We start from the raw sequence: 19,162 nt of genomic DNA, 5'->3' as shown, positions 1-19,162 counted from the left end.
TGAAGCGGATTATTTTGCGCCGCGCTTCACGCGGATAAGCGCCGCTCGACGCTCGGCGCGTGACCGAACTGCGCGCGATAGGCCTTGCTGAAATGACACGCCGAATGAAAACCGCACACCGCCGTCACGCGCGCAATCGACGCATCCGTATTGCGCAGCAACTCACGCGCGCGCCGCAACCGCAGCGTCAGGTAATAGTGCGTGGGCGACACGCTCAGGAACATCTTGAACATGCGCTGCAAATGCCGCTGCGACAAATGCACGAGCCGCGCGAGTTCGTCGAGCGATAACGGCTCCTCGATATTCGCTTCCATCAGCCGCACGACCTCGACCAGTTCCGCGCGCGAGAAACCGACCCGCGCGTCGACGGGAATGTGCTGATAATCGGTCGAGCCGCGAATCCGCTCGACGATGAACTGCTCGGACACCTGCGCCGCCACCGCGTGGCCGAGCCGCATGCCGACCAGCTTCAGCATCAGGTCGAGCGGCGCGGTGCCGCCCGTGCAGGTCATGCGGTCGCGGTCGATCACGAACAGTTCGTCGGCGAAACGCACGTGCGGGTAGCTCTTGTGCAACGGCGACATGTCTTCCCAATGCACAGTGCAGCGATAACCGTCGAGCAGACCCGCGGCCAGCAGCGCATACGGTCCCGTGCAAATGCCGCCGAGCGGAATACCTTTGTCGGCGACGTCGCGCAGCAGCGCGATCACCGTGTCGTCCACGTAATCGCGCACATGCCAGCCGGCACAGACGATCAGCACATCGGGCATGCCGGCTTCGGCCAGCGTCGTGGTGGGTTTCACCGTGATGCCGTTGCTTGCTCGCGCCGGCTCGCCGTCCGGCGTGATCACCGACCATCTGTAGTGCTGCGCGCGGCCCACGTAGTTGGCCATGCGCAGTACCTCGACCGCGCTGGTGAACGCGATCATCGAAAAGTTCGGCAGCGTCAGAAAGCCGACGTGCGCGAGCCCGGATAGCGGCGAACCAGCCTCGGGCTCGACTGGCGTGAGCGCGTCGCGCTTCATAGGCGGGTCAGCCGTGTTGCGCGGCCGGCTCGCGGCGCACTTTCATCACGCTGCGCAAGCCCGACAGCAGCGGCGCGCGCGCCATGCCCGGCGAACGGCCAAAGCTTTCCGTGATGCGGTCCAGAATGATCGCGAGCATCACCACTGAAAGTCCGCTTTCGAAGCCGAGCCCGATGTCGAGCCGTTGAATACTGGCCAGCACGTCGTTGCCGAGACCGCCCGCCCCCACCATCGACGCGATGATCACCATGGAGAGCGCCATCATGATGGTCTGGTTCACGCCGGTCATGATCGACGGCAGCGCGTTCGGAAACTGCACCTTGTAGAGCAATTGCCACGGCGTGCAGCCGAACGCCTGCCCGGCTTCGACGATCTCGCGGTTCACATGCTTGATGCCGAGCGACGTGAGACGCACCGCCGGCGGCATGGCGAAAATCACGGTGGAGAGAATCCCCGGCACACGGCCGAGGCCGAACAGCATCGCGGCCGGAATCAGGTAAACGAAGGCCGGCATGGTCTGCATCAGGTCGAGCACGGGCCGCACGATCATCTCGACGGTGCGGCTCTTCGCGGTCCAGATGCCGAGCGGCACGCCCAGCAGCAGGCTGATCAACGTGGACGACAAGGTCAGGCCGAGCGTGATCACCATCTGATCCCAGAAGCCGGTCCCGTAGATCAGCAGCATGGCCAGCAGCGTAAATAGCGCGAAGCGCCAGCCCACCCGCCACAGGCCGATGCCGACGAAAAACGCCATCAGTGCCCACATCGGCACTGCTTGCAAGCCGTGTTCGATCACCGCGGCAAAGCTCTCGATCACCTTGCCGATCGAATCGAAAGTTTTTGCGTCGTGGTCGAGCAGGTAATGAACGCCGTGATCGACCCAGGCGCCAAGTGGAATGACTTCAGACATGGGAACTCCGATGGCGTGTGAGAACGTTCAGCACGTTCGTCTTGTTGACCGAACCACAGTAGGAACCGTCGGCTTCGACCACCGGCAGCGGCGCGCGGCTCGCCACCACGAGTTCGACGACGTCGTCGAGCGGCGTGGTGCGGCGGATGCATTCGATCTGGTTGAGCTGCGGCGAGGCGCTGCCCATCGCGTCGCGGCACACGAAGCCGCGAATCTTGCGTTCGCCGTCGAGCACGAATGCGTAGTCGGCGCTGCCGTTGAGCGTGGCGGCCACGCTCGATGCATCGATCTGCGGCGAGTGCTGCATGAGCGGCACGGCGTCGGTCTGCATCAGATCGCCGGCGGTCAGATAACGGCTGGTGTCGATGCCTTCGAAGAACGCGCGCACGTAATCGTCGGCGGGATTGGTGATGATCTGCTGCGGCGTGCCGACCTGCACGACCCGGCCGCCTTCCATGATCGCGATGCGCGTGCCGATGCGCATCGCCTCTTCCAGATCGTGCGACACGAACAGGATGGTGCGCTGCTGTTCGCGTTGCAGATCGAGCAGCACGTTCTGCATTTCCTTGCGCTTGAGCGGATCGAGCGCGGAGAACGCCTCGTCCATGATCATCAGCGACGGGTTCACCGCAAGCGCCCGCGCAAGACCCACGCGCTGCTGCATGCCGCCGGACAGCTGCGCGGGCAGTTTTTCCGCAAACGGCGCGAGGCCGACCTGTTCGAGCACGGTCATCGCGCGCTTCTCGCGCTCCTTGCGGCCAACGCCCGCCACTTCGAGGCCGAACGCCGCGTTGGACAGCACGGTGCGCTGCGGCATCAGCGCGAACGACTGGAACACCATGCTCATGTCCTTGCGGCGCAGCGCCGTCAGCTCGGAGCGCGGCACGCTGGCCACGTCGCGGCCGTCGATCAGCACCTTGCCGGCCGTCGGTTCGACCAGCCGGTTGATCAGGCGGATCAGCGTCGATTTGCCGGAGCCGGACAGGCCCATCAGAACGAAGATCTCGCCTTCCTTGACTTCGAACGATACGTTGTGGACGCCGACAATCTGACCGGTGCGCGCGAACACTTCCTCTTTCGTCGCGCCGCCTGCCAGCATGCCGATCGCCTGCTTCGGGTTGGTGCCGAACACCTTGCACAGCCCTTCGACCACGACCTTGGGGGAATTCATTGAATGCTCTCCTTTGTCGACCGGAGTTAGCGCTTTAGCGCTTACTCCGGTCCCATGCACCGCTTCGACCGGAGTTGGTGCTTTAGCGCTTACTCCGGTCCCATGCACCGCGTCGACCTGAGTTGGCGCTTTAATGCTTACTCCGGTCCCATGCAAGATAGTTGCTGCAGTGGCGGACGTCCGTCCGCGCTGTGCATACATAGTTGCCAGAAAAAAGTATGGCTAGCCGACTATTTGCGACAGGCACATGTGGAAATGCGACACCCGTTTTTTGGGCGTGCCGGGCGATGGCGGCTGGAGCCTTGTGGGGTAAGGGTTTGGCAGCGGTCGGGGGCGTGTTGAGGCGTGTCGCGCCAGAGCAAGTGGAGCCAGTGCGCGGCAAAAAAAATGCAGGTCGGTGGGGCTGGCCGGGTGTGGTGTCGCAGTGCAGCAAGGCGCTGGCCGGCGGACGTCGGTTGAAAAAACTGTGGTCACCCGTCCAACGGTGGGCGTTGGATGGCTCAAAATCAGGAGCATCGGTTCGACCGAGGCCATTCCGGGAAACACGACACGTTCATCGTCAGCGAGTCGGGGATGTACGCACGGGTCCTGCGCCGTCGTCGTATGCGGGGGCAAACATCTACGTCCGAGAAGCGGTGCGTCGCCACCACCACGCCCAGAGTGCGGCAGCGAACAGTACGACAGTGTCTACGGCGCCAAGCATTGGCAATGGGTCGGTCCACTTGCCCATGTTCGCCGACCGGGAATAGTAAGGCGCGTCACTGCCGTAAGCCTCCACCAGATTGCTTAGGTTGATTGCACTCGTGGTACAAGGACGGCACATAACACGACAATGGACAGAATGCGCCTGGATTTATTTTGAATCACTTTAACTGTCGGCCGCTTGCGTACGAATTGCTCATAGAATCGTCTTTACTCAATGGAGAGGATTCAAGACTTTTCGCGTCCCGACTGCGACTTGTGTGAATCTGTCAATCGCGTGCAAGCGGGTCGGCGCGCGCGCCACTCGATGAGCGGTTAATCGGCATGCACGTAATGCAACTGGCGCAGCGAGCCGTCATTTGTTGTGCCGAAGCACTGAAGCCGCGCACCGGCCCCCTGCATCCCTCGCGACACTCGCGACACTCACGGCCCACTGCGCCGAACGCGACGTCGGCGCAGCGTAGCCGCAACAGTCCGCGCTTACTGGCTCGCGCCAGTTCCAATACCGGCCTTCTTCTGCGCTTTCTGCAGCTTGTCCGGATAGTTCGGGTCGTTCTGGCCCGGCTGGTAGCCTGCGTCTTCGAGCTTCTTCAACTCGGCATTCTTCTTGGCGCGCGCTTGCTTGCGCGCCTCTTTACGCTCGGCTTTGGTGGGTTTCGCAGTGCTCGCCGCGGCGGGCGCAGCCGTCGTGGCGGCGTCGCTGGCGCCTTGAGCCGCGGCGAGCGGAATGCTGCCGGCTACCATGGCCGTGACGGCAAGTCCGAGCATGATCTGTTTAATGGCAAAGCTCTTCATTTTCAATTCCCCTCTCGAAAGTTGGCAATAGCATTCAAGCTTGTCTGCGAGTCTTCTGTTCACCACCGCGAGGCGCGCACGACACTCAGTACGGACTCGCGCTCAAAGCTTACAGGCAAACCATCACAAGAGTATTTTCAGCGCCGCGCGCGGGTCTTGCATCAAGCAGACGAATCTCACGAGCCAGCCGCGCGCGCCGCATCCTCTTCCTGCAATTTCCGCCACAAGATCTTGCCGCTGCCCGACTTCGGCAGCGACGCCACGAACTCGACGATGCGCGGGGCCTTGTACGAGGCCATCTGCTCATGCGCCCAGTCGATGATCTCCTGCGCAGTAATCGTGCCTGCATGCGCCGCATCGGGCACCACCAGCGCCTTCACGGTCTCGCCGCGCTTCTCGTCCTTCACGCCGATCACGCAGACCTCGTGAATCGCAGGATGCCGGTACATCAGCGCCTCGACTTCGGCCGGCCACACCTTATAACCGGACGCGTTGATCATACGTTTGAGACGGTCGGTCATGAAGAAATAACCGTCTTCGTCGATATGGCCGAGATCGCCGGTTCGCAGAAACCGCTTGCCGTCGAGTTCGATGAACGCTTCCGCCGTCGCCTTCGGATTGCCCCAGTAACCCTGCATGACCTGCGGCGCGTGAGTGACGATCTCGCCGGTTTCGCCTTGCGGCAGCTCTTGCAGCGAGACCGGATCGATCACGCGCGAGTCCACGTCGAACACGGGAATGCCCAGGCACTGCGGCTTCGGGCGATGCGGCGGATTGATGTGCGTGCCGGCAATCGTCTCCGTCATGCCGTAGCCTTCAACATAATCGAGCCCGGTCAGCGCCTTGAGCTTTCTGGCGATCGCGTCCGGCATCGCCGCGCCGCCGCCGCGCGTGCCGGTGAGGCTCGACAGATCGTATTCGCCGAGCTTCGGGTTCGAGAGGAAATCGACCATCATCGTCGAGATCGACTGCCATGCGGTGACGCGATATTTCTGCATGCATAGCGCAGCGGCCTCGCGATCCCAGCGCGGCAACAGCACGATGGTCGCGCCGGAGAAGACCGCGCTGTTCATGCCGCCCTGCATGCCGGTCACGTGAAAGAGCGGCAAGACCGATAGATAAACGCCGTCCGGCGGCGACGAGAACCACACGCAGCCGCCGAGCGCCGTGCTCATCACGCTGCGGTGCGTATGCATGCAGCCTTTCGGCTTGCCGGTGGTGCCGGACGTATAAGGCATCACGCACAGATCGTCGGGACCGGTGGTGAGCGGCCCCGGCGTGATGCGCCGTTCGAGCACGTCCTGCCAGGGCGTGACGCCGGGAATCGCGAACGTCTTGCGTGGCGCAGCGACGAATTCAGGCACGGGAATCGGCGACGCCTGTTTCAGATAATCGCTATACGTCGCCACGATGGCGTGCTGGAGGCCCTGGCCGGCCCCGCTGCCGATCAACGGCTCGACGTTCGCGAACAGGCATTGCGGCGCGATGATCGTGGTCGCGCCGCTGTCCTCCACGTAATGCGCGAGCTCGCCGGTCATGTTCATCGGATTGACCGGCACCACTACCGCGTTCGCCCTCAGGATGCCGTAGTAAGCGATGATCCATTGCGGACTGTTCTGCATATACAGCAGTACGCGCTCGCCTGCCTTGACCTGGCACTCCTGCTGCAGAAAACCCGCAATCCGTTCGGCTTCGTCCTTGAATCCGGCAAACGTGATCGTAGTGCCGTAGAAGATGATGAACGGCTTGTGAGGATAGCGCGCCGCCGAGACTTCGGCGTTGTAGAAAAGATTGGTCTCGGGCAGCGTCAGATGCAGCGGCACTTGCGGTGGCCAGTGCGGGTGATGGCGTTCGTTCATCAGCGTCTCCTGCTTTTCACTGTCGGTGCGCGCCCGGTCTTTGCCGGGCGCTTCGTTCACATCGCCGCGTCCGAACAGCGTGACACTCAGACGATGATCGCGCCGCCGTCCACCGCGAACTCCTGGCCGGTGATATGACGCGATGCCTCGCTCGCGAGAAACACGATCGGACCTTTGAGATCTTCGTCGCCGCCCAGACGCTGCAAAGGCGTGCGCGAGACGATTGCGTCTTCGAGTTTGCCGAGCAGACCCGCCGACATCTTCGAAGGGAAAAAGCCGGGGCAAATCGCGTTGACGTTGATGTTGTACTTGCCCCATTCCGCAGCGAGCGCCCGCGTGAAATTGATCGCAGCGGCCTTGGACGTGTTGTACGCAATCGTGTTCATGCCCGGCGGCGAACCCTTCAAGCCCGCCACCGAAGCGATATTGACGATCTTGCCCGCGCGCCGCGGGATCATGCTGCGCTTGCCGACTTCGCGAGCGAGGAAGAACGGCGCGTTGACGTTCAGGTTCATGACCTTGTGCCACGCTTCGTCCGGATAGTCTTCGGCGGGCGCGCCCCATGTCGCGCCCGCGTTGTTGACGAGAATATCGATGCGGCCATGCACGCCCAGCACTTCATCCACGAGGCCGGGGATACCTTCGAAGCGCTGCAGGTCGTTGACCACCGTTTGCACTTCGATGCCGAGTTGTTGCAGATGCGTTTTCGCCTCGGCGAGTTCGTCGGCCTTGCGCGCGGTGATCGCGACACGGCAGCCCATTTCGCCGAGCGCCTCGGCCATTTGCAGACCGAGGCCGCGCGAGCCGCCGGTGATGAGTGCAACCTTGCCGTCCAGTTGAAACAGGTCCTTCACAGACATTGCGTCGCTCCTCCAGATTTGTTCTGCTATGCAGATCGGTATGCCGCTTTTGCGCCCATCATACGTGCCGAGATTCAGCCTGTAAATAAAAGCACGATCATTCACTTTCGTTATAAACTGGCACGCATCATCGAGTGGCGGAGCATCCGGAATTACCCGAATACCGCGCATTTCAACCGCGCTGTGCCGATACGTTCGAGGGCCGTTTTTTACACGTGTCTTACGCAGCGGTTCCGCATAGCCGCTCACTTTCCACGGGTTTTCTCTTATGCAAGATGCGCTGATCATCAACTCACGCGATCTCGAGTTCCAGCTGTTCGAAGTGCTCGAAGCAGAGACGCTGACACGCCGTGCACGACACGCCGATCACAGCCGCGAGACCTTCAACGCCGCGCTCGAAACCGCGCATGCGGTCGCCGTGGAAAAGTTCGCGACGCACAACCGTCTCTCGGACGAACACGAACCGCAGTTCGACGGTGAACGGGTCACCTTGCCCGCCGAGGTGAAGGATGCACTCGACGCGATGCGCGCCACCGGCTTTCTCGCCGCGGGCAAGGACTACGAATGGGGTGGCATGCAGTTGCCGTCGGTGATTTCGTTCGCGTGCCTGTCGCTCTTCAAGAGTGCGAACATTGCCACCTCGTCGTACGCCATGCTGACCACGGCGAACGCGAACGTGATCGAACGCTTCGGCAGCGCGGCGCAAAAGCGCAAGTATCTGCAAGCGCTGTTCGAAGGACGCGCGTTCGGCACCATGGCGTTGACGGAACCGCAGGCGGGCTCGAGCCTGTCCGATCTCGTCACGAGCGCGACGCCCAATGCGGACGGCACCTATTCGATTCGCGGCAACAAGATTTTCATTTCCGGCGGCGATCACGAGTTGAGCGAGAACATCGTTCATCTGGTGCTGGCACGCATTCCTGGCGGGCCGCCGGGCGTCAAGGGCATTTCGCTCTTTACCGTGCCGAAGTTCCACGTCAACGAAGACGGCAGCCTCGGTGCGCGCAACGACGTCGCGCTCGCGGGACTGATTCACAAGATGGGCTGGCGCGGCACCACGTCCACCATGCTGTCGTTCGGCGAACACGGCGAATGCATCGGCGAGTTGGTGGGCGAACCGCATCACGGTCTCGCCTATATGTTCCACATGATGAACGAGGCGCGCATCGGCGTCGGTCTCGGTGCGGTCATGCTTGGCTACCGCGGCTATCTGGCATCGCTCGATTACGCGCGCGAACGGCCGCAAGGACGCCGCCCCGACAACAAGAATCCGCTCGATCCGCAATTGCCGCTGATCGAACACGCCGACGTGCGCCGCATGCTGCTCGCACAAAAAGCCTATGTGGAAGGCGCTTACGCGTTGTGTCTGTACGCGGCACGTCTCGTCGACGAACAGAATACCGGCGAGAGCGAAGCCGCGCGCGCCGAAGCCGGCCTGCTGCTCGACCTCCTGACGCCGGTGGTGAAATCGTGGCCATCTCAATGGTGTCTCGAAGCGAACAGCCTCGCGATCCAGATTCACGGCGGCTACGGCTATACGCGTGAATATCCGGTCGAGCAGTTCTATCGCGACAATCGGCTGAACATGATTCACGAAGGCACGCACGGCATTCAGGCGATCGATCTGCTCGGCCGCAAGGTGACGATGAAACAGGGCGCCGCGCTCAAACAACTGGCGCGCGAAATCCAGCACACGATCGACGCGGCGCGCGAACGCCCGGCATTGCATGCGCACGCCGATGCGCTTGGCGAAGCATGGACCGATCTGACTGCCACGGTCGAAGCGTTGCTGCCCACGCTGGCTCACGACAGCGAACGCGCGCTCGCCAATGCGAATGCGTTTCTCGAAGCCTTCGGCCATATCGCGATTGCGTGGACATGGTTGCGCCAGGCGATCGTCGCGAGCACCGCGCTACCCGCATCGCATAGCGAAGCGGACGCGGACTTTTATCGCGGCAAGCTGCAGGCGTGCCAATGGTTCTTCCGCTGGGAACTGCCGCGCGTCGCCTTGATGCTCGCCACGCTGCGCAGTCTTGACGACACCACGCTCAGCATGGCGCCACAATGGTTCTAAGCTCCGCCGCATAAACGGACTCGCAGCCCGATATGTGGAACATCCTCGTCACACGTGCGCAACGGAAGTCGTCGCAATGATTGCCGGAATGGCTGCCAATGCGGCATTCCGGCCAGTTTTTCCAGCATGAGCGCTTCGGCTGGAGTATTGTTTAAGCGCGCCGGGAGCGTCGCGGCATCACTCTTCTACAAGACAGGGTGCTCCTCGTGGGCGGAAAAGTGCTCGCAAGCGCGTGGTTTTTTGCATGCAACGAAGCGACATCAACTTTTCGAGGATGGAGAAAACGTGAAAACAGTCAATCTTTTGAAGGCGCTCGGCATCGCATTGTGTTTGGCAACGGCGGCCAGCGCCTATGCGCAGTCGAGCGACGCGACGGCCACCGGCGACGCGTCGGCGCCCAGTGCCAAAACGGTGAAGAAGACGGACCGCGCGCTGGGTCTGCAAGTGCGCAAGGCTCTATCGAAAGCGCAGGGTTTTGACGTGTCGAACGTGTTCGTGCGGGCCCGTGGCGGTGCGGTGACGATCACGGGATCGGTGCCCGACGGCGCGCAGATTCCGCAGGCGGAAGAAGTGGCGAAGGGTGTGGCCGGCGTGAAGTCGGTGAACAATAAGCTCACGATCGGCACGCAGGGCGGCGGCGGAGGTTAAGCGTCTGCTTTCACCCGGTGACTTGCCGGTCACGACAGGCAACGCCGCTCGTCGCTCGATGCGAGCGTGAGGCGTTGCCTGTCGTCCTGGTATTTGAACCGCTTATTGAAGCGCCCATTGAAACGTACATGGAAGCGCTTATCGTCGAACGAGGCCGACCACGTAGCGGCACACGTCTTCGCCCGCATTGAAGAACTCGCATTCGAGCGGCGCGCCAAGCTGCAGACAATCCCCCGCTTCCAGCCGGTAAACCTGCTTGCCTTCCCGGAAGGTCAACACGCCCAGCGTCACCCAGATCTGCTGATGCTGGAACACGAAAGCATCCGGCGGATACGGTACTTTCACGCCAGGCGGCAGTTCGATCTCGAGCAATTCCAGCACGCCGCCCGTGGGTGGCGAGATGCGCCGGCGCGTATAGCCGGTCTCCGGGTCCTGCCAGACCGACTGCTGCGCATGCCGCACGAGCCGCTCGCCGGTCTGCTCGGCCAGCGCCAGCAAAGTCGATAAGGTCAGGCCGAACGCGCCTGACAGACGCCCGAGCACCGTCGCCGTGGGACTCGCCTCGCCTCGTTCGATCTTGCTGATCATCGCCTTCGACACCCCCGAGCGCTCCGCCAGCTCGCTCAGCGACCAGTTGCGCGCCTCGCGTTCGGTCTTCACGCGCGAGGAGATCGCCTGAGTCAGATCGATGGCAGCGGATTCGGACATGGAAAGATGGACGAGTTCGAGAGTGGGGAAAGTGGGCACCGCAAATTATATCGAGGCAGTGTGGGCATGGACGCTGACGCCCCACGCCCGCCTCGCCGCTCATTAAAAGTCAAAATCAAAGTCTTGCATAGTGATTTTTCGTCCACTATATTAAACGCAAGATCGCGTGGTAAGCCCAGCCAGCACGACCCCACGCGACTCGAACGCAGCCGCAAGCATTCGTCCACCCCAGCCGGAAGACACCATGCCGAAGGAAATCGTTCTCAACGCTTTTGACATGAACTGCGTCGGCCACATCCAGCAAGGCATGTGGACGCATCCGCGCGATCAGTCCACGCGCTATACGGATCTGCAGTACTGGACCGACTACGCCCGCACGCTTGAAGCGGGCCTGTTCGACGGCATCTTTTTCGCCGATGTCGCCGGCGTCTACGACGTCTACGGCGGCAACCCCGACGCTGCCCTGCGCGGCGCCGTGCAGGTGCCAGTCAACGACCCGACGCTGCTGATTCCGGCCATGGCCGCGGTGACACGTCATCTGTCGTTCGGCGTCACGTCCAATCTCACGGTTGAGCAGCCGTATCTGTTCGCGCGGCGCATGTCGACGCTCGATCATCTGACGCGCGGCCGGGTCGGCTGGAACATCGTCACCGGCTATCTGGATAGCGCGTCGCGCGCGATCGGCCTGACCGGCCAGATGGCGCACGACGACCGCTACGACCTCGCCGACGAATACATGGAACTGGTCTACAAACTGTGGGAATGCAGTTGGGAAGACAGCGCGGTGCTGCGCGACAAAGTTCAGGGCGTGTATGCGGACGCGTCGAAAGTCCATGTGATCCATCATCACGGCAAGCAGTATCGGGTGGACGCCATGCATTTGAGCGAGCCATCGCCGCAGCGTACGCCGGTGTTGTATCAGGCGGGTTCGTCGGCGCGCGGCAAACGGTTCGCCGCGGCGCACGCCGAGTGCGTGTTCGTCAACGGCCAGGCGAGACCGGCCGTGAAAGCGATTGTCGATGATATTCGCGCGCATGCCGTTGCGGGTGGCCGCCACGCGGACGACATCAAGGTGCTGCTCGGGCAAACCGTCATCACCGGACGCACGGATAACGAGGCGCAGGAGAAGTACGCGGAGTACCGCCGTTATGTCAGTTCCGAGGCGGCGCTCGTGCATGCGGCGGCGTCGCTCGGTATCGATTTCGCGCGCTACGACCTCGACGAGCCGATCGAAACCGGCAAGAGTCAGGCCATCGTATCGAACGTCGAAGCCATGACGCGCGCCGCCGGTCCGCAGTGGACCAAACGCAAGCTGCTCGAACAGATGATGCTGGGCAGCCGCCAGGCGCCGCTTGTCGGCTCGGCCGAACGGGTGGCGAGCGAGTTGATCGCGTGGACCGAAGAAGCGGGCGTGGACGGCTTCAATCTGTCGCGCACGGTCGCGCCGGAATGCTTCGAGGATTTCATCGCGCACGTCGTGCCGATTCTGCAGGAACGCGGCGCTTACAAGCGAGCGTATCGTGAGGGCACGTTGCGCGAAAAACTCTTCGGGCATGCGCGTTTGCTTTCCAGCCACACGGCTGCGAAATTCCGCTCGCCCGCTTGTGCCGCCGCCCCGGTTCCAGGCAATGCTTAGCAATCACGCCGTCATGCACGTTTTCACTTCGCGCGGCCCGCGCCACCCGCACCGGCATGCAACGGCGCGGCGATTTTTTCGCAGAGGCTCACATGCTTGACAAGAACACCTTCCGCGACGCGATGGCCGGCCTCGGCGCCGCCGTCAACATCATCACGAGCGATGGCGCGGCGGGTCTGGCCGGCTGCACCGCGTCGGCGGTCTGCGGCGTGACGGACGAGCCGCCCACGCTGCTCGTCTGCATCAATCGCAGCAGCCGCAACAACGCGGCTTTCCGAGCCAATGGCAAACTCTGCGTCAACGTGTTGAGCGCGGAGCAGCAGACACTCGCCGGCCACTTCGCCACCAGCACGCTGCCGATGGCGGAACGCTTTGCCGCCGCGCAATGGGATACCCTCGCGACAGGCGCACCGGTCCTGCACGGCGCGCTCGCCTCGCTGGACTGCGAGATCGAATCGGTCACCGAAGTCGGCACGCATACCGTGTTCTTCTGCGCGGTGAAAGCCGCGCATACGCAAGTCGAAGGCGACGCGCTGATCTACTACGGCCGCCGTTATCACCGCGTCGGCGCGCGCTCCGTGCACGCGACGCATACCGCAGAAACCAGCGGCGCGCTCGCCGCTGAATCGGCCGGCTAACGCAGGATGCACGGCACAAGACACGCATGAAAGAGGCCTCGGCAAGCCCGCATCGATCGAGCCACGCGATGGCCGGCAAGACGCGTTCGCTCGTGATTCTGCTGCTCTGCCAGGTGGGCGCGATGAGCGTGTGGTTTTCATCGTCGGCGGTCGTGGCGATCGTCAAGCAGGCGGAGAGTCTGTCCGCCTTGCAGGCGACCTTGCTCACGAGCGCCGTACAAGCCGGGTTCGTGGCCGGCACCGTCACGAGCGCCCTGCTCTCCCTCGCCGACCGCTTCGATCCACGGCGGCTCTTCATGGCCAGCGCGCTGACGGCGGGCGTGGCCACCGCGTGTCTCGTGTTCCTCGCGCCGGCGAGTCCGCTCGCGATCCTGCTGCGGCTGTTGACGGGCATCTGCATGGCGGGCGTCTATCCGGTCGGCATGCGGCTCGCGGCGACCTGGGCGAAAGGCGACCTGGGCCTGTTGATCGGACTGCTGGTCGGCGCGCTGACCTTCGGCTCGGCGAGTCCGCATTTGCTGGCCGCACTCGGCGGTTCGAGCTGGCGCGCGATCTATGGCATCTCGGCGTGCTGCGCGCTGCTGGCGGGCGCCGCGATTCTGCTGTGCGGCGTCGGCCCGAACATGGCGCGCGCGACGCGCATCGAATGGTCCGCGCTGGCCGGCGCCTGGCGCAACCCCGCGTTGCGCCTCGCGAACCTCGGTTATCTCGGCCACATGTGGGAGTTGTACGCGATGTGGGCATGGCTCGCCGTGTTCCTGCAGGCGAGCTTTGCGGCGGCCGGTATGCCAGAGCCGCGCGCGGCGGCCGAATGGCTGACCTTCGGCGCGGTTGCGGCGGGCGCGCTCGGCGCATGGCTCGGCGGCGTATTGGCGGACCGGCTCGGCCGCACGACGGTGACGATTGGCGCGATGGCCGTGAGCGGCGCGTGCGCCGCGCTGATGGGCTGGCTGCTCGGCGCGCCGGTCTGGCTGGTTGGCTGCGTGGCGCTGTGCTGGGGGATTTCCGTGATTGCCGATTCCGCGCAGTTCTCGGCGAGTATTGCCGAGCTCGCCGAGCCGGCGTCGATCGGGACGCTGTTGACCGCGCAGACTTGCGCGGGCTTTCTGTTGACGTTGGTGAGCATTCATCTGGTGCCGGACGTCGTCGCGCTGGCGGGTTGGCGCGGCGCCTTCACCATGCTCGCGATCGGGCCGATTCTCGGCTGTGTCGCGATGGCGCGTTTGCGGCGTTTGCCGGATGCGCGACGGCTTGCGGGTGGCCGGCGTTAGGACGCTGGGCCGCTACTAGTCATCCTCTCCAATGCCCCGGCACCCACGCCCAATGATTGCCTTCCCAACGGTAGTGGCCTTTCACCCAGTGATAGCCCGGCGCCGGCGCGGCGGGCACCACTTCGACGAGCGGCTCGGGTTGCGGCGGCCTGGCGGGCTCGACCACGCAGGCTGACAACAGCGCGACGCAAAGACCCGCGAGCGATACGGCGCGTACATTCGATATCGTTTTCAAGTTCCTCTCCTGACTGTTTTCATTTGATTTAAGCCGGTTCCCTTACCGGCTCTTTGGTTGACGACGTGGATGAAGGCGCACTCTTTCGCGGCGACCGCCGTTACGCACGCACGATGCCGCTCAGCGGCCGCCCCGCCGGCGTCTGGCCGAACAGCGCGGACGCCGTGCGTTGCGGATCGAGCCCGAGGCTTTCGCTCGCGATGCCGGCGATCAACGCATCGAGCGAGGTGGTCGGCTTGAGGTCGCGTGCTTCGTAAAGATTGTGCGGCGCAAGGCCTGGCCAGTCGGCGATCACGCGTCCGCCCTGCACCGAGCCGCCCAGCACCATCGCCACCGAACCCGTACCGTGATCGGTGCCGCCCGTGCCGTTGGCGGCGGCGGTTCTGCCGAACTCCGTCGCGACCAGCACGGTGGTCTTGCTCCACAACGGGCCCATGCCATCGCGCAACGACGCCAGCATCGTGTCGAGCGCCTTCAACTGATTGGCGAGACGCGCGTTCTGCGCGCTGTGCGTATCCCAGCCGCCGGTTTCGATCATCGCGATCCGTGGACCGTTCTCGCGCGACAGGAAACTGGCGGCGAGCTTGCCGAGACTCGCCGGATCCTGGCGCGCGCTGGCGTCGCCGGCCAGGCCGCGCGCGGTCATCGCCGACTCCCACAGCGGGCGCAACTGCGCGTCTTGGTCGTAGAGTTGCGAGACCCGCGTGAGCAGATCGTCGGGGGCTTGCGGCAACGCCGAGGGCGCATACGACGTCACCGCCGCTGGGCCGCGCAACGCCATCGGCACAGTCGGCGCGAACGCGATCGCGTTCTCGCGCGTGGCGGGCAACTGCGCGACGAGCCGGTTCAGCCAGCCGTCTTTCATCTGATACGGCGACGTGCCGCCGGTCTCGAGCACGTTCTGTCCGTCAAAGTGCGAACGGTCGCGATATGGCGACGCCACCGCGTGCACGAACAGCGCCTGATGGTTCGCGTACATCGCGGCGGTCTGCCCCATCGCGGGATGCAGCGCGAAGGTGCCGTTCAGGCGTGGCGCGTTCGCGGTGTCGATGGCGAGCGCGCCGCGCAATGTCGCGTAGGCGGGTTCGGCGTAGGGCACGACGATGTTCAGACCATCGGCGGCGCCGCGCTGGATCACGAACACGAAACGGCTCTCGGTGGCGACGCTCGCGAACGCGATCTGCGGCGACACGAGCATCGCGCCCGCGCCGGCAGCGGCGACGCTCAGAAACTTGCGGCGTGACAGCATGGCATTCATCTCCGTTGAAAATCCGGCGAGACCAGCAACAGCGCGATCGCCGTGGATGCGCTTTCGGCGCGCGATACCGCTGTGGCCGTCGGCGCACTGAGCGAACCGGCGAGCAGGGCCTGGCCGAGTGCGCGCGCATCGAGCCGGTCGCCGACTTGCGACGCGAAACGCTGCGCCACTTCGACCCGGCGCACGAGCGCGTCGGGCGCAGCCCAGCTCGCGGCGATGTCGTCGTAACCGGCGGGCGAGCCGGGGCGCCACACCGGCTGGCCGAGCTGCGTGAGAATGGGCGCCGCCTGCAGCTTGCCGAGGTCCTGCCAGCCGAGCCCACGCATCGACGAAATGGTCCACTCCCACGGCGTCTTGAACTTCACGGCGGTGGGCGACCACGCTAGCGGCATGTCGATCAACGCGCGATAGACGGTCGGCAGATCGCCGCCGCTGCGCTCGAACGCGCTGGCCAGATGTTCGCTCACGCCGGGCGGCGGATTATCGGCGACGAAATGACGGGCCAGCTTGCCGCCGATATGCTGCGCGGTCGCCCGTGCGCTTGCGAGGTCATGCAGGATCGCGAGCGCCTGCTCTTCGCCCGCCTGGTCGTAACGGCGTCCCATGATGATCCGCGAACCGGGCTCGTGCAGTGCGGCGCGAAATACGAAGGTGCCCGGCGCGGCGTTCTGCTGCATGGCCAGCCGGCCCGCGTTGCCCGCATTGCCGGCGTTGGCCGGATTGCCCGCGACGCTCCAGCCGGTCAGCGCGCGGGCGAATTCGGTGACGTCGTCCTGGCTATAGCCGCTGCGCACGCCGAGCGTATGCAGTTCCATGATTTCGCGCGCGAGGTTTTCGTTCAGGCCGCGCTTGCGCTCCGGGTTTCGCTGCGCGGCACGCATGGCCGCCATGCTGTCCGGTCCCACCGAGCGCGTCTGATCGAGAAACAGTTGCATGGCCGGATGACGCTCGACGGCCACCAGCATGTCTTCAAAGCGGCCCAGCACGTGCGGGCGAATCGCCTCGGCCTCGAACGAACCGGCCAGCGCCGCGACGCCGGGCTTTTCGGTGGAGACCGCGAAGTGGTTGGCCCAGAAATGCACCAGCCGTTCGACGAACGGCGTCTGCGTGGTCAATGCACTCGTGACCCGCGCATTCACCGACGAGCGGTACATGTCGAGTATTTCACCGCGAAGCGCTTTTCGTTCGGCTTGCCTGGCAGATTGCGCGTTCGCTTGCGCCGGACTTAGCGTGTCGGCCTGCGCGTTTGCTTGTGCGTTCGCCTGCGCGCTGGTTTGGCCACCCGGCTTTGTCATGTCTTGCGCGTTCGCTGCATGCGCACCGGTTTGTCCATCAGGTCTCGCCATGTTCTGCGCGTTCGCGGAGCGAGTCGCCGCGCCCTCGCCCGCATTCTGGCGAGCCTGCTGATTGAACTGCATGCGCTGCTGCACCAGTTCGGTCGAGAGCGCCACCGAGTCGGGCCGGTTCGCCCACGCGGCCGGCCGCGCCTGGTACTGTTCGAACTGGGCGAGCAGCCAGGCCTTGGGGTCGGCGGGCGGCGTGTCGTCGGCACGCGCGCCCAGGCCGAAGCGGTTCAGCGCAATCGCCGCGGTGTTCAGGTTCGGTGAGTTGGCCATACCATCCTCTTCGGCTGTGGATATTCCTTGAACGGCCGCCACGCGAAAATCCGTCGCGGCCGCCGCGGTTTTTTTAATCGCCCGAAGATTCGCTCGATGCCTGATTCGCCGGTTTCTTCGCATTCGCCGCCGGCGCAGGTTCACGCCATTGCCCGCGCACTTTCAGGCTGTCGGCGAATTGAACCCGCTCCTCGGGCGACAAGCTCGCCGCGAAGTCGGCCACACTGCCTTCCACTTGCGCGCGCAGATGGCTGTCGGCTTCGCGCGTACGCGTGAGCGCGGCGTCGAGCGCGGCGCGATCGAACTGCGGCGCCGCCAGCAGACGCAACACTTCGCGACGCCCTTCGCGGCCTTCGCGGGCATATTGCCGGCCGTCGCGGCGCGCGTCTTTCAGGCCGTCGACAAAGGCCTTCTGGCGCTCGGCCGAAAGCGTTTCGGCGGCGAAGCGAAGCGCGCGCTGTTGCGCCAGCACGGGCGCCGTGGCGCCACGCGCGGTGAACCATTGATACGCACCACCGACGATCGCGCCCACCAGAAACACATTCAGCACCAGCGAGGCCACTAGCACGATTTTCCACGACCGGCCGTTCATTCGTCGCTCCAATCGGCGGACGAACCACCGAAGCTCGAAGTTAAATAAGACGACTCATGCGCTTGCGACGCCTGCGGCCCCGTTCCCGTCAGCACGAAGAACGACACGGCGAAAGCGCCGGCCACGCCGCCCAGCAGTCCGACGCCCGCGACCGCCGCGCCCGACCACCACAGGCGCCGCCGCGGCGCCGCCGGCTGTCGCACCGGCGCGCTGTCGAGCACGCGCTCGAGCAGGGCCGCGTCCGGCGGCTCGACCTTGTCGGCGGCAAGCCACGCATCGACGCCGGCCGCCTCCGCCAGCAGCGCATCGGCTTCGGCGCGATGCGACTGCGCCCACGCCTGCGCCGCCGCGCGGTCCTGTTGCGGCCAGCGGCGCGGCTCGGCGCCGTAGGCCTCGACGATCTGCTGAAATCTTTCGGGCGTCATGACTTGTCCTTGCTAAGGCCGCTGCCGGCCAGTTGAGCGCGCAGATTGCGGCGCGCGCGTGCCAGCAGACTTTCCAACGCATCGACGCTGATGCCCATCAGGGCTGCGGCGTCGATGTTCGACATTTCCTGGTAGTAGTTGAGTACCAACGCCTCGCGCTGGCGTGCCGGCAACGCGGCGAGTGCATCGCGGACCCGCTGGTCCTCGGCGCGCGCTTCGAGTCCGGCCTCAGGCAGCGGCGCGGGATCGACCTCGTCGGGCATCTCTTCGCGGGTTTCCTCGCGCCGGCCGCGCAGCCGGTCATAGCAGAGATTGAGCGCAACGCGATGGACCCACGTGTCGAACTTCGCCTCGCCTTCCCGCCAGCGCGACGCCTGTTTCCAGATGCGCACGAACACCTCCTGCGCCACGTCTTCCGCTTCCATGCGGTCGCCCAGCATGCGAGTGGCGAGCGCGAGCAGACGCGGCAGCTTGCGCGAGACGAGCGAGCGGACGGCGGCCGGATCTTGCCGGCCGACCTGTTCGAGCAGTTCCGCGTCGGGGTCGCGTTCGCTCAAGGCATGACGCTCCTGAGCGCGAGTGCGTCGCACCGCATGGATCGCGCCGTGGGACGAACGTCACGCCTTCTGATGCCTCTCATGCTGGCTGCACCTCTCACGGATGGTTGCACGCGCACCGGTTCGAACGGTGAGCGCGGGACAGAAGACAGCACGCCTTGCCATGCACAACCGCAATCAAT

18 protein-coding genes are annotated in these 19,162 nt (G+C 64.4%); 5 read left to right on the top strand and 13 right to left on the bottom strand.

The window, feature by feature from the left end; genetic code table 11:
- Window positions 1-26: 26 nt before the first annotated feature.
- The 6 genes from P0D73_RS29200 to P0D73_RS29175 all read right to left on the bottom strand — a co-directional run bounded on the left by P0D73_RS29200 (window position 27) and on the right by P0D73_RS29175 (window position 7,322).
- Entirely contained in the window at window positions 27-1,025 is a 999-nt protein-coding gene (locus tag P0D73_RS29200) for a GlxA family transcriptional regulator (RefSeq protein WP_408315135.1), read from the bottom strand.
- Window positions 1,026-1,032: 7 nt separating this feature from the next.
- Complete coding sequence (gene choW / locus P0D73_RS29195) at window positions 1,033-1,935, bottom strand: choline ABC transporter permease subunit (RefSeq protein WP_408179140.1); 903 nt, start codon at window positions 1,933-1,935, stop codon at window positions 1,033-1,035.
- Window positions 1,928-3,106 carry a quaternary amine ABC transporter ATP-binding protein gene (locus P0D73_RS29190; protein WP_132377082.1) on the bottom strand — a complete coding sequence of 393 codons (1,179 nt, stop codon included), beginning with the start codon at window positions 3,104-3,106 and terminating at the stop codon, window positions 1,928-1,930. Before P0D73_RS29190 ends, choW begins: the two co-directional genes overlap by 8 nt.
- Window positions 3,107-4,288: 1,182 nt before the next feature.
- Entirely contained in the window at window positions 4,289-4,603 is a 315-nt protein-coding gene (locus P0D73_RS29185) for a hypothetical protein (protein ID WP_408288569.1), read from the bottom strand.
- A gap of 176 nt (window positions 4,604-4,779) precedes the next feature.
- Window positions 4,780-6,462, bottom strand: a complete 1,683-nt coding sequence (locus tag P0D73_RS29180) for a long-chain fatty acid--CoA ligase (RefSeq protein ID WP_408179138.1) — start codon at window positions 6,460-6,462, stop codon at window positions 4,780-4,782.
- Window positions 6,463-6,548: 86 nt separating this feature from the next.
- Window positions 6,549-7,322: an SDR family oxidoreductase gene (locus P0D73_RS29175; protein WP_408288563.1), complete on the bottom strand. Its 774-nt coding sequence runs from the start codon at window positions 7,320-7,322 to the stop codon at window positions 6,549-6,551.
- A gap of 268 nt (window positions 7,323-7,590) precedes the next feature.
- Between P0D73_RS29175 and P0D73_RS29170 the strand changes: the two genes are divergently transcribed.
- Both P0D73_RS29170 and P0D73_RS29165 read left to right on the top strand, forming a co-directional pair.
- Window positions 7,591-9,396, top strand: coding sequence for an acyl-CoA dehydrogenase (locus P0D73_RS29170; RefSeq protein ID WP_408433958.1), 1,806 nt, complete (start codon window positions 7,591-7,593; stop codon window positions 9,394-9,396).
- Between the two features lie 285 nt (window positions 9,397-9,681).
- Window positions 9,682-10,044, top strand: a complete 363-nt coding sequence (locus tag P0D73_RS29165; protein WP_408179135.1) for a BON domain-containing protein — start codon at window positions 9,682-9,684, stop codon at window positions 10,042-10,044.
- A 138-nt stretch (window positions 10,045-10,182) separates the two neighbouring features.
- On the opposite strand, the gene P0D73_RS29160 is transcribed toward P0D73_RS29165, so the two are convergent.
- The gene (locus P0D73_RS29160; RefSeq protein WP_132377076.1) at window positions 10,183-10,752 is read right to left on the bottom strand and encodes a helix-turn-helix domain-containing protein; all 570 of its coding nucleotides are present in this window, start codon (window positions 10,750-10,752) and stop codon (window positions 10,183-10,185) included.
- 244 nt (window positions 10,753-10,996) lie between these two features.
- On the opposite strand from P0D73_RS29160, the gene P0D73_RS29155 reads away from it, so the two are divergent.
- The 3 genes from P0D73_RS29155 to P0D73_RS29145 all read left to right on the top strand — a co-directional run bounded on the left by P0D73_RS29155 (window position 10,997) and on the right by P0D73_RS29145 (window position 14,297).
- Window positions 10,997-12,388 carry an LLM class flavin-dependent oxidoreductase gene (locus P0D73_RS29155; RefSeq protein ID WP_408433955.1) on the top strand — a complete coding sequence of 464 codons (1,392 nt, stop codon included), beginning with the start codon at window positions 10,997-10,999 and terminating at the stop codon, window positions 12,386-12,388.
- A 92-nt stretch (window positions 12,389-12,480) separates the two neighbouring features.
- Entirely contained in the window at window positions 12,481-13,026 is a 546-nt protein-coding gene (locus P0D73_RS29150; protein ID WP_408433952.1) for a flavin reductase, read from the top strand.
- A 26-nt stretch (window positions 13,027-13,052) separates the two neighbouring features.
- The gene (locus tag P0D73_RS29145) at window positions 13,053-14,297 is read left to right on the top strand and encodes an MFS transporter (RefSeq protein ID WP_408433949.1); all 1,245 of its coding nucleotides are present in this window, start codon (window positions 13,053-13,055) and stop codon (window positions 14,295-14,297) included.
- A gap of 19 nt (window positions 14,298-14,316) precedes the next feature.
- On the opposite strand, the gene P0D73_RS29140 is transcribed toward P0D73_RS29145, so the two are convergent.
- The 6 genes from P0D73_RS29140 to P0D73_RS29115 form a co-directional block, all read right to left on the bottom strand.
- A complete protein-coding gene (locus P0D73_RS29140; protein ID WP_408179131.1) occupies window positions 14,317-14,532 on the bottom strand; it encodes a YXWGXW repeat-containing protein in 216 nt (71 codons plus the stop codon).
- Window positions 14,533-14,632: 100 nt separating this feature from the next.
- Entirely contained in the window at window positions 14,633-15,781 is a 1,149-nt protein-coding gene (locus P0D73_RS29135) for a DUF1501 domain-containing protein (protein WP_408433946.1), read from the bottom strand.
- Between the two features lie 5 nt (window positions 15,782-15,786).
- Complete coding sequence (locus P0D73_RS29130; protein ID WP_408433943.1) at window positions 15,787-17,406, bottom strand: DUF1800 domain-containing protein; 1,620 nt, start codon at window positions 17,404-17,406, stop codon at window positions 15,787-15,789.
- 73 nt (window positions 17,407-17,479) lie between these two features.
- Window positions 17,480-17,998 (bottom strand): periplasmic heavy metal sensor, encoded by a 519-nt coding sequence (locus tag P0D73_RS29125; protein ID WP_408288540.1) that lies wholly within the window; start codon window positions 17,996-17,998, stop codon window positions 17,480-17,482.
- Window positions 17,995-18,423 carry a hypothetical protein gene (locus P0D73_RS29120; RefSeq protein ID WP_132377069.1) on the bottom strand — a complete coding sequence of 143 codons (429 nt, stop codon included), beginning with the start codon at window positions 18,421-18,423 and terminating at the stop codon, window positions 17,995-17,997. The genes P0D73_RS29125 and P0D73_RS29120 overlap by 4 nt, the downstream gene beginning before the upstream one ends.
- Window positions 18,420-19,022 (bottom strand): RNA polymerase sigma factor, encoded by a 603-nt coding sequence (locus tag P0D73_RS29115; RefSeq protein WP_408434061.1) that lies wholly within the window; start codon window positions 19,020-19,022, stop codon window positions 18,420-18,422. Before P0D73_RS29115 ends, P0D73_RS29120 begins: the two co-directional genes overlap by 4 nt.
- Window positions 19,023-19,162: the final 140 nt, after the last annotated feature.

Origin of the sequence: Paraburkholderia sp. RL18-101-BIB-B, assembly GCF_046026985.1 — a bacterium.
Classification (GTDB): domain Bacteria; phylum Pseudomonadota; class Gammaproteobacteria; order Burkholderiales; family Burkholderiaceae; genus Paraburkholderia.
This window is presented reverse-complemented; position numbering and strand designations above follow the sequence as displayed.